Below are 11380 nucleotides of genomic sequence, written 5' to 3' on the forward strand. Positions count from 1 at the left end.
ATATGGTTATATCTCTATGCAGCAGGTATCTTTTGCAAAAAACACCTGCTGCTGCCTTTATTGTTAACCTAAGGTTACAATGATTGTTTACGCATGCGCAGTGATTTGGGGGTTACTTCCAACAGCTCATCGTCAGCGATAAATTCCATGCATTGTTCCAAGCTCATTAACCGATGTGGTGTTAGCTTGGACGAGATCTCGGAAGTAGAACTACGCATATTGGTCAGTTGTTTCTTCTTGCAAACATTAATCACCAAGTCCCCTGGCCTGGAGTTCTCACCGACGACCATGCCCCGGTAAATCGGCACCCCGGGACCGATAAACAATTCACCACGCTCCTGGGCGTTTTCTAAACCGTAGGCGGTGGAATCACCGGTTTCAAAGGCCACCAGTGAGCCTCTGGTGCGGGTTAGAATTTCACCCTGGTAGGGCGCGTAATGATGAAAAGCATGGTGCATAATTCCCAGCCCCTTGGTATCGGTCATAAATTCGGATCGGTAGCCGAACAAGCCCCTGGTAGGTATATAAAAGACAAGACGTACCTGCCCGTTGTCCTTATGCTGTATGTTAACAATTTCACTTTTACGGGGGCCTAAACCCTCCATAACGATGCCCACATAATCTTCCCGAATATCCAAGGTTAATTCTTCAACCGGTTCGCACCTTACCCCGTTGATAAACCGCTCCACAACCTGTGGACGGGATATTTCAAACTCATAGCCCTCCCGGCGCAGGTTTTCGATTAAGATGGACAGGTGTAGCTCTCCGCGCCCGGATACTAGAAATGTATCCGGTGTCTCAGAAGCGGTCACACGCAGGCTGACATCTGATTCCATCTCTCGAAACAGTCTCTCACCTAGTTTGCGGGAGGTTACGTAAGTGCCCTCTCGACCGGCAAACGGGCTTTTATTTACGTGGAAAGCTATTGCTACAGTTGGTTCATCAATGCTGATAAAGCTCAGCGGCACCGGGTTTTCCGGGTCGGCGATGGTGTTGCCGACATTAATATCTTCAAGGCCTGTTACAACAACAATGTCCCCTGTAGTGGCTTCCTCCACAGGTACTTTCTTAAGACCGCCAAAAACAAATAATCCCGAGACACGCTGGCGTTTAATTTCATCGTTAGACTTAATAACGGCTACATCCTGCTTGAGTCTGATGGTACCGTTTTGAATGCGTCCTACCGCTTGCCGTCCCACGTACGTGTCATAATCAATCAACGTGACCCCCAGCTGCAGGGGGGCTTGAGGATTTCCCACCGGGGCGGGAATTCTATCTACGATCATGTCAAATAGCGGCTTCAAATCTGTCCCGGGGGTACCAGGGTCTAAAGTGGCTGTGCCGGCGCGGGCGTTGGTGAAAATTACTGGGAATTCCAGCTGCGCATCGCTGGCTTCAAGCTCAATAAATAAATCCAATACCTCGTCGATAACTTCTTTGGGGCGGGCGTGAAGCCGGTCAATTTTATTGATTACCACAATAGGCGCCAGACCTGCCTCCAGTGCTTTGCGCAGTACAAAACGGGTTTGGGGCATAGGGCCTTCAAAGGCGTCCACCAGCAGCAGCACGCCGTCCACCATTTGAACAATGCGCTCTACCTCGCCGCCGAAGTCGGCGTGGCCGGGGGTATCTACGATGTTTAATTTGTACTGGCCGTATTGCACAGCTGTATTCTTGGCCATAATTGTGATGCCCCGCTCCCTCTCCAAATCGTTGCGGTCCATAACGCGTTCCTCTACCACCTGCTTTTCATGGAAAACGCCGCTTTGCTTAAGCATCCCGTCGACCAGGGTAGTCTTACCGTGGTCAACGTGGGCAATAATGGCTAAATTGCGAATTGTGTTTTTATCCATGCTGTATATCCTTTCCAGGCATCTTTCGTTGGTTTTTTTACCTACCTGATATTACTCTTTTTTAACATTTTTTTCAACAGGCAAGCAGGGCGGCGTAGATTTTTAGATGTATATTTCTCAGAATGGAACGGAAATAAAGAATAAAAACTCTTGAAGCTGTTGCAACAACTTCAAGAGTTCAAAATGTCCCCCGGCAAAAGTAAATTTCTCCTGCTTTATAAAGCTATCTTCCTGATTTCCTTCAGGTTATCCAGCTTATACATCTTAAGTTGCTGCTCGGATATGGTGTACAGGACATCCCCAATATATAACGAGCGGCTGACGGTGTCATAGAAACTTGCACCGTTTTGGCTGACCCGGTGTTCCAGCTTGCCTCGTAGTTTGATGCCCTTTTCGGGTGAGATGTCAAACACATAAGTCCCCTGCCATTCAGGGAAGTAGGGCAGCATGCGTTTGGTATCCATTGGCATGATGCGCCATGTCGAGCCGTAGCTAACTGGTATAACCAGCAGGTTCTTTTCCTTGCTAAACAATACCGCCCGGTGGTCGTGGCGTGCCGCTGAGTCCGAATCATCCCGGTCAATTACATACTTGGCTATTTCCCGGGGCGCTGTGGGATTTGTTACATCAAACAGCGCAATTTTTACTCCCTGTTCGCGGGTAGGCGGGGGCATAATCATGCTCTGCTCGGTAAAGGGCTGGGATACTGGTACTGTAGTAACCTCCCGGCCAATACCAATTAAGTGGTTATCGTCGTAGGGCTGCAGGTAATCCGAATAACCTGGTATTTTTAGCTGACCCAGCAATTTGGGCTGCTCCGGGTTGGCCAGATCAACCACAAACAACGGGTCGGTTTGCCGGAAGGTTACCAGGTAAGCCCGGTTGCTCATGAACCGCGCCGAGTAAATCCTTTCTGTTGGGGCCAGGCCCAGCAGCTGCCCGGTTACTTTCATTTTATCATCCAGTACATAAATATTGTTCCGAGTGGCGGGCGCAGTAGTGGACAAAAACCCCTCCGAGGTAGTGGCGATGCGGAAATAACCGTTATACTCATCCATAGAGAACTGGTTTAATACGCGCCCATTTACTTCGCCCTGGCCACGGTATTTCACTTGGCAGTTTAATAATGCCATTTTATGGATGACGGTTTTATTTTGTTCTCGGCCTATATCTTGTTGGAATTTGTACATGATACCCCTTATTTTTTCTTCCATGGCAGCTGCTTGTAGGTAGTTCATACTGCTTAAGTGTTCTTCCAATATACTTTCGGCTTGCCGTGTCTTTTCCGTGTAGCTGTGCTCCGAATCCCGCACAGCCCTAATTTGCCGGGCGATATCAGCCGGTACTAGTTCAGCCAGCCCGTCCAGCAGCTTTTGGGTGTGGAGGGCGTAATCTGGCATTTTATTGCCAGTCAGGTATAGATGACCAGTGGATGCAAATATATTTTGAGAAGTACCGGTTAAAAATGTTTTGCTTTGCACCTGGTTGGTATTATCTTGCATATTTAGAGATAGTATCAGAGTATAGTTGTAGGCATTGTCAGGGTTATTGAAATAGTGGATGCTTGAGGCATCAATGGTACTCTCTTGACCGTCAACGGTTAGCTCGGGCAATACTATTTTATTTTGCCGGCTGGCCGGTTCGTAGCGATAAGTGGGGGCGTTTACAATTGCGTATACCTCGGAGCCAATCATCCGCGAGGTGAGGTAATAACCGCTGCATTTTACTTCCTTGACCAGTACTGGATTTTCCCGGTTGGCCACGTTATACTTATGCATGAACATAAGGTCATTCTCTTGGCTGCTACCGAAAACTAATAGCGTGTCAACGTTAATAAAAGCTTCCACAGGTTGCCCTTCAAAGTGTATTGTGGATAGTTTTTTACTCTCCGCAACCGGGTTAGCTTTTATAATAGTTAGCTTTTGGCCGCTAATTACGTACAGGTATTCACCGTCTGTTTTCACTTTGTCTGCTTCGTCTACTCCCTGCACCTGGTTATTGGTGCTGGAGTAATCGGTTGTGCCGGTGGTATCCAATGCTTCATTCTGATAATCAGTCCTCTTGTTTTTTTGCGCGGCTTCTGGAGGGGCCGCGCCACTCTGAGGAGCTGCACTGTCCTCAAGGATCTCTCCGTAGCGTAGTATGCCAAACTGACGGGCTATTAACGTATTTTGCTCAATGTAATCAACAAGCTCTTCATAGCTTTGGAACGTGGCCGGCTCTGCGGCCGCTGATTGGTTCGTCCCGGCAGAGAAACTTGCCAGTAAAACGATCATTGATGTCAGCATGGCCAGCAAACCGTACCAGGCCTTCCGTAACGACATAACCATTACCTCCTTATTTATTTGCTTTTTACATGCTGACGAGAGTAGCTGGGAAAAAGTTCCCTGGTAATAAGCCATTAAAGTGGTGAATGGCTCAGTGAATATATTTTGGACAATAGGGCTTTCTAGATTAGTGCACAGTGTTTAGAACATAAAGAAAGACATTTTTTACGCTACTAACATAAAATAGTACAAGTAGACAATTAATTAACAAAAGCTGCCCGCCGTAAGGTTTGTTGCGGCGGGTTTATCTTTTAGTATTCAACAATAATGTAGCTATAAATGTATTACAAACAATAATATCTAAATTTTTTTCTTAATTTACAAAATTCGATTATATTCCCGAAGGTAATTTGACGAGTGATGTATAATAAACCATCTCGAAGGAGGTAAATAACGCTTATGAATAATCCATATTTATTGTTTGCTTTGCGCATTAGTATATTGTATTTCGTTTTTGGCCTATTATGGATGGTCGTGTCTACTTACCTGCTTCGCTCACTTGTCGGTAATGAACAGCAGTTAATGCAGTTTTATGCCTACAATAGCTTGGCTTTCGTTGGAATTACCGGTGTACTACTATATTTGTTATTGCGCCGCTATTTACAGGTACGCGATCTTGACGAAAAAAAACTACGGGAGTCTGAGGACAAATATCGCACGGTTTTTGAAACCACGGGCAGTGCTACCATGATCATTGAGGAAAATGCCATCATATCTATGGTAAATACAGAATTTGAAAAACTTTTCGGTTATTCCAGAGATGAATTAGAAGGTGAAAAGAGTTTAATTGAATTTGTGGCTCAGGAAGATGTCGAGAGAATAAAAGAACACCACTGGAAGCGCATGATTGATCCAGACTCTGTGCCCAGGAGCTTTGAGGCAATGCTTATTGATAAGCAAGGCAAGGTTAAAAATATTGTCATGATCGTGGCCATGATCCCGCGGACCAAGAAAAGAGTGGTCTCTGTCTGGGATATCACAGAGCGCAAGCAACTGGAAAATGCCTTGAAGCAGCAGCACGACCACCTTGATGAACTAGTCAAAGAGCGTACGGCTGAATTACAGCAGGAAATCACCGAGCGCAAACGGGCGGAGCAGGAATTAAAATATCGATTTGAATTTGAAAAGCTGATCACTACGATTTCAACCAAATTTATTAACCTGGCGCCAAATGATATTGACAGCGGCATAAAGAATGCTTTGGGGGAAATTGGTCGGTTTGCCGGGATGGATCGCTGCTATGTGATATTGTTTTCGGATAAAGGGACCAAACTAAATGATATCTATGAGTGGTGCGCCGACGGCATTGACCCGCAAGTGGAAAGACTACGGGGAACATCTACTTATAAATTTCCGTGGTGGATGGAGAAATTACGCCGTTTGGAAAACATTGTTTGTTTTAGGGTACTTGATCTTCCGCCGGAGGCTAACGCTGAAAAAGAAATCCTGCTGGCCCAGAGTGTTAAGTCAGTAGTGTCGGTGCCTTTAATCTATGGCAAGTCAATGCTGGGCTTTCTGGGCTTCCATGCCGTGCGGTCAGAAAAAAATTGGCCGGATGAAATTTTTGCACTGCTCAAAATAGTCGGGGAAATCGTGGTTAACGCCCTGGAGCACAAACGGGCGCAGCAGACGTTAGCGAAGAGCGAGGAACGTTACCGGGGCATGGTCGATCTATCGCCTGAAGCGATTGCCGTGCTTAGTGAAGGCAAGATTGTTTTTGTAAATAACGCAGCTGCCAAACTTATCGGGTTAAACAGCCCGGCAGAAATGATCGGCAAACCGTTGCTGGACTATATGCACCCGGATTCCCGGAAAATTGCTAATGAACAGGCATGGCGGGCGTTGGAAAAGGGAAGTACTGAGCCCTTTATTGAAATGCAGTGCCTGCGGAGTGATGGGACAGCTCGTGATGTGGAGGCAGCGGTAGTGCCATTAACCTTGTCGGGGGAAAAGGCAGTGCAGGTGATTGTGCGTGACATCACCGAGCGTAAAGTATTAGCACAGGAAATGGCCCGTCTGGACCGGCTGAACTTAATTGGAGAAATGGCGGCCGGTATCGCTCATGAGGTTAGAAATCCCATGACTACCGTGCGTGGCTTCCTACAATTATTCAGAGGTAAAAAACAGTTTGCCGAATCCATTGAATATCTGGACCTGATGATTAGAGAACTGGATATGGCCAATGCAATTATTACCGAATACCTAGCCTTGTCTAAAAATAAACCGGTAAATCTTAAGATGCAAAACCTTAATGCCATCATCGAAGCCCTATTCCCGTTAATTCAGGCAGACGCTGCGCTGTCCGGCAAATATGCTCAAATTGAACTGGGGGATATTCCGGATTTGCTTCTAGATAAGAAGGAAATTAACCAGCTGATGCTCAACTTTGTACGCAACGGACTGGAAGCCATGTCCGCCGGAGGTGGCCTGACTATCAGGACTTACCAGGATGATGGAGCGGTAGTTCTGTCGGTGCAGGATCAGGGTAAAGGGATTGAACCTGAAGTGCTCGATAAACTGGGAACCCCTTTCTTTACCACTAAAGAAAGCGGGACAGGCCTGGGGATGGCTGTATGCTATAGCATTGCCGCCAGGCATAATGCAACCATTAATGTGCAGACCAGCCCCCAGGGGACCACTTTTTATGTGCGGTTTAATTGCGCTTAAAGAATACTCGCCGTTACAACCAAATTCCGCCAACCTGGCCAAATATAACAGGCAGCAATGAATTTGTCACTATTGCTGCCTGTTGACACTATTTTTGATAAGTATAAAATGTGTTTGGAGGTAGGTGGAATGAATATAGTACAGCCAAAACTGTGGACGCAAGATTTTATTATTATTTCAGCAGCGAATTTTTTTATTGGTTTGACTTTTTACTTGTTGATGACAAATATCGCTGTCTATGCTCTGGAAGAATTCGGTGCTTCTAAAAGCATAGCAGGTCTTGCTTCTAGTATCTTCATTATTGGCGCGTTGGTTTTCCGCCTTTTTGCCGGCAAGTATATTGAGGTTACGGGACGTAAAAGAATGCTTTACGGAGGATCAGCCCTATTCCTGCTGGCGGCGTTGTCTTATTTTCCTGTGGAAAATCTGAACTTTCTTCTGCTGGTCCGATTTATCCACGGGGCTGCTTATGGTATCTGCGCGACAGCCATGGCTACCGCTGTAATGGATATTATCCCAAGGGAGCGCCTGGGGGAAGGTACCAGTTACTACACCATGAGCTTTACTTTGGCTACGGCCATAGGGCCTTTCCTGGGCGTTTTTATCAGCCAGCAGCTCGGTTTTACTATGGTATTTTTAATTTGTACTCTTTTTTCCGTAACCAGCACGATTATACCATTATTTGCACATATTCCTGCAGCCAGGATTAGCAAAAAACAGCTAGAGGCGATGAAAGGTTTTAATATAACCAATTTTTTTGAAGTAAAGGCCATACCTATTTCCATAATTATCTTCCTGATGGGTTTTTCATACTCCAGCGTTATGTCATTTCTCACCACTTATGCTAGTAACATTGATTTAATTGATGCGGCGAGTGTCTTTTTTCTGGTTTATGCGGTATTCATCTTAATTTCCAGGCCGTTTACCGGCCAGTTATTTGACTTAAAAGGAGCCAATTTGGTAATATATCCAGCACTAATCATCTTTGCGCTGGGTCTGGTGTTGCTTGGTTTAACCAAGCACGGTTTCACCCTGCTGTTAGCAGGAGCAATAATTGGACTTGGTTATGGGACGATGGTATCTTGCTGCCAGGTTATTGCCGTGAAGGAATCACCCCGGCATCGAGTCGGGCTTGCAACATCAACTTATTACGTCTGTCTGGACGGAGGGGTCGGGGTTGGGCCGTTTATACTGGGATTTCTCATTCCGCTGGTTGGTTTTCGCGGCATGTATTTAGCACTGGCTGCTTTGGTACTGACGTGCATCCTGTGGTATTATCTACTGCACGGCAAAAAAGAGTCCCGCAGGCGCAGAGACGACTATGCCGCTTCCTGCTGATAAAAAGACCGGTAGTTAATACACAATCTTTATCATGCTCTTTGAATAATGCCACAAGCCAATCTTTTTCCGGCGTCACCCGCCGGCTGGGTTCTGTAATCATCGGGGTTTTGATGAATTATGATGGCTTTGCCGATAACCTGTTCCGGCTTGAAAGCAACGGTAAAGAAACACATATTGGCACGTCCCTGGTTGGAGAATAAAACGGGGAAATCACCTGCATGGTTTCCGTGGGGTTGGTTAGAGGGGTTCCAGTGTCCACCCGCCGCCTGAAATGGATCTGCCGGATCACCAATTTGGCAGTTGCCGAACATATGGATATGAAACCCATGGGGACCGATGGGATTTTCTCCGCCTGCCGCAGGTTGATAAGGAGGAAGCCCGCTTATATCCGCGCATACCCACGTACCATTCGGCACATCATACAAGCTTACCGTGCCGGCGATTTGCGGTCTTAATGGGCCTCCATATATATTTGCTACAGCTACGGGAGTACTTAATGGCATATTAATTGTTTGGCCAACTTTGAGTTTGTTGGCATTAATACCAGGATTAACGGCTAGTATATATTCTAATGAAATACCATGCTTTTGGGCTAAATTATATAAAGTATCTCCACTATTGACCTGATACTTAAATGTTCCAGAATGGTTATTGGCAAACACTAAGATCACCTTCCTAGCAAAGCTTCACTGCCACGATGGCAGCGCAAATTTAAAATTATAATACTCGGCACGATGGGTAATGTTACTATATTAAATTGAATAGGTTGGTTTGCATGAAAATAATCAATAATCAAAACTTCATTACTAACCGGCAAATTTTAGACATTATCCAGTTATTAGGAAAAGAGTATGCGCCGCATACTATAGTGCTTTATGAAACCCGGCTAGATATGTTTAAGTTTTTTCCCAGGTGCTTTAATTTTGCCTTGGATGAGTTTAGTGGACAACTGGAAGGGGTTTATGAGGAATCTACCGATACAGTATATATATTTATTTTTGTGCAGACTGACGATGGGGATGATGTACATAGTCGGCAGTTATATTCGCTGCATGCTCTAATGCATGAACTTAGACACCGGTTTCAAGCTGTTACAAATTATTTAACCTGTGACGATACTCGAGCGGAACAAGATGCTGATCAGTTTGCCACCAGCTTTATTAATGAGCGATCGCGCCAGATTAGCAAGATTATGAACTGGCCAGATGAATGGACCGTTGAAGAAGAACGTTAGAAGGCCCTGCAGGTTGAACAGGGCCTTCTAAGTGTATCTACTTAGCTTAATTAATCCACAAGGTTAAAGCACCAGTTTTGCCCGTTATTATTATCCCAGTTGCAAGCGCTGTCCTTAAAACAGAAGTTGATGTTACTGCGTTCCATTTGAATGGTTTTTTCCCAGCCATTAGCAGAGCGTTCCATTCGGTGGTCATAAACATTGTCCCAATAGCTCCCTATACCCGTATGCAGGTATACCTGGGTAGCTCCTGATTTAGCAAGTAAGCCATTGTAACAAATAGTTATATCTTTTCTGTCAGGATGCATAAATTTAACCGAGATGCCTGCCCTGGAATCATAATCTCCTCGCCCATTATTGGCTTTCAGTTGATGCATACAAACACCTCCAAATTATTTTGTATTTTTTCCTCGTGAAATACTGAGTTAGTTTTCCCTAAAGCAAGTGCTATAACACTTGTAATAATTAAATGAGCTTGGATATACAGGGAACAGAACATTTTAATTTGTAAATGGGTTAAAGTGCTATTGCAAAAAGCATATATTAGTGGTATTATTACAAATGTCGCCGCTACTATAGCGGTACAATAAACAAAACTAGTTCAATATTGGTAATAATTTTGGACAAGTTGTTGAGATATTCCACAAATTGTCTTTGACAAGATACACACAAAATGCTATAACGAAGTTCCAATCACCAAAAAACTAGATGGTCCTTGAAAACTAAACAGTGCAAAGAGATGTAAAACGAACGCAGTCGTGAATGGTCCATAGCGACCAATATGAAACGACAGCAACCGAACCAAACCTCGTCAAGCGAAAGCAAAGCGAGAAATAAAAAAAGAGAGCAAAGATTAAACTCTTTTGAATAATAAATGGAGAGTTTGATCCTGGCTCAGGACGAACGCTGGCGGCGTGCTTAACACATGCAAGTCGAACGGTCCAGCACTCAACTCAGTGCTTATCTTGTAATAAAAGCGAAACATCTAGTATAAAGAGATAACGCTTAATACAAGGTAGGTAACGAGTTGAGTGCTGGATAGTGGCGGACGGGTGAGTAACGCGTGGATAACCTACCCCGTAGCCTGGGATAACGCCGGGAAACCGGTGCTAATACCGGATACGTTCACTTGATAGCCTTATCGAGTGAAGAAAGGTACAAACCGCTACAGGATGGGTCCGCGTCCCATTAGCTAGTTGGTAGGGTAACGGCCTACCAAGGCGACGATGGGTAGCCGGCCTGAGAGGGCGACCGGCCACACTGGAACTGAGACACGGTCCAGACTCCTACGGGAGGCAGCAGTGGGGAATCTTCCGCAATGGGCGCAAGCCTGACGGAGCAACGCCGCGTGAGTGAAGAAGGTTTTCGGATTGTAAAACTCTGTCCAAAGGGAAGAAACAAATGACGGTACCTTTGGAGGAAGCCCCGGCTAACTACGTGCCAGCAGCCGCGGTAAAACGTAGGGGGCAAGCGTTGTCCGGAATTACTGGGCGTAAAGGGCGTGTAGGCGGCCCTGCAAGTCAGACGTGAAACCTATCGGCTCAACTGATAGCTTGCGATTGAAACTGCAGAGCTTGAGTGCAGAAGAGGGGAGTGGAATTCCCAGTGTAGCGGTGAAATGCGTAGATATTGGGAGGAACACCGGTGGCGAAAGCGGCTCCCTGGCCTGTAACTGACGCTGAGGCGCGAAAGCGTGGGTAGCAAACAGGATTAGATACCCTGGTAGTCCACGCCGTAAACGATGGGTGCTAGGTGTTGGGGGTATCGACCCCCCCAGTGCCGCAGTTAACGCACTAAGCACCCCGCCTGGGGAGTACGGCCGCAAGGCTGAAACTCAAAGGAATTGACGGGGGCCCGCACAAGCGGTGGAGTATGTGGTTTAATTCGACGCAACGCGAAGAACCTTACCAGGTCTTGACATCCCCTGCCAGCTGCAGAAATGCAGTATTTTATCTTCG

The 11380-nt window shown here is 45.9% G+C and carries 7 protein-coding genes and 1 other annotated feature; of the genes, 3 read left to right on the forward strand and 4 right to left on the reverse strand.

The window, feature by feature from the left end:
* Positions 1–74: 74 nt before the first annotated feature.
* Entirely contained in the window at positions 75–1853 is a 1779-nt protein-coding gene (gene typA, locus SPSYN_RS04845; RefSeq protein WP_161821345.1) for a translational GTPase TypA, read from the reverse strand.
* Positions 1854–2068: 215 nt separating this feature from the next.
* A complete protein-coding gene (locus SPSYN_RS04850) occupies positions 2069–4177 on the reverse strand; it encodes a beta-propeller domain-containing protein (RefSeq protein WP_161821346.1) in 2109 nt (702 codons plus the stop codon).
* Between the two features lie 402 nt (positions 4178–4579).
* Between SPSYN_RS04850 and SPSYN_RS04855 the strand changes: the two genes are divergently transcribed.
* The gene (locus tag SPSYN_RS04855; RefSeq protein WP_161821347.1) at positions 4580–6847 is read left to right on the forward strand and encodes a PAS domain S-box protein; all 2268 of its coding nucleotides are present in this window, start codon (positions 4580–4582) and stop codon (positions 6845–6847) included.
* 129 nt (positions 6848–6976) lie between these two features.
* Positions 6977–8185, forward strand: coding sequence for an MFS transporter (locus SPSYN_RS04860; RefSeq protein ID WP_161821348.1), 1209 nt, complete (start codon positions 6977–6979; stop codon positions 8183–8185).
* A 32-nt stretch (positions 8186–8217) separates the two neighbouring features.
* Here the strand turns inward: SPSYN_RS04860 and SPSYN_RS04865 are convergent, their stop codons facing one another.
* Entirely contained in the window at positions 8218–8691 is a 474-nt protein-coding gene (locus tag SPSYN_RS04865; RefSeq protein WP_243152922.1) for a superoxide dismutase family protein, read from the reverse strand.
* 272 nt (positions 8692–8963) lie between these two features.
* On the opposite strand from SPSYN_RS04865, the gene SPSYN_RS04870 reads away from it, so the two are divergent.
* Positions 8964–9422, forward strand: a complete 459-nt coding sequence (locus SPSYN_RS04870; protein ID WP_161821350.1) for a hypothetical protein — start codon at positions 8964–8966, stop codon at positions 9420–9422.
* 50 nt (positions 9423–9472) lie between these two features.
* On the opposite strand, the gene SPSYN_RS04875 is transcribed toward SPSYN_RS04870, so the two are convergent.
* The gene (locus tag SPSYN_RS04875) at positions 9473–9799 is read right to left on the reverse strand and encodes a carbohydrate-binding protein (protein ID WP_161821351.1); all 327 of its coding nucleotides are present in this window, start codon (positions 9797–9799) and stop codon (positions 9473–9475) included.
* Positions 9800–10301: 502 nt separating this feature from the next.
* Positions 10302–11229: a sequence feature (16S ribosomal RNA rRNA prediction is too short), on the forward strand.
* The last annotated feature ends 151 nt before the right edge of the window (positions 11230–11380 follow it).

Origin of the sequence: Sporotomaculum syntrophicum (assembly GCF_009932395.1) — a bacterium.
In the GTDB taxonomy this organism is placed as follows: domain Bacteria; phylum Bacillota; class Desulfotomaculia; order Desulfotomaculales; family Desulfallaceae; genus Sporotomaculum; species Sporotomaculum syntrophicum.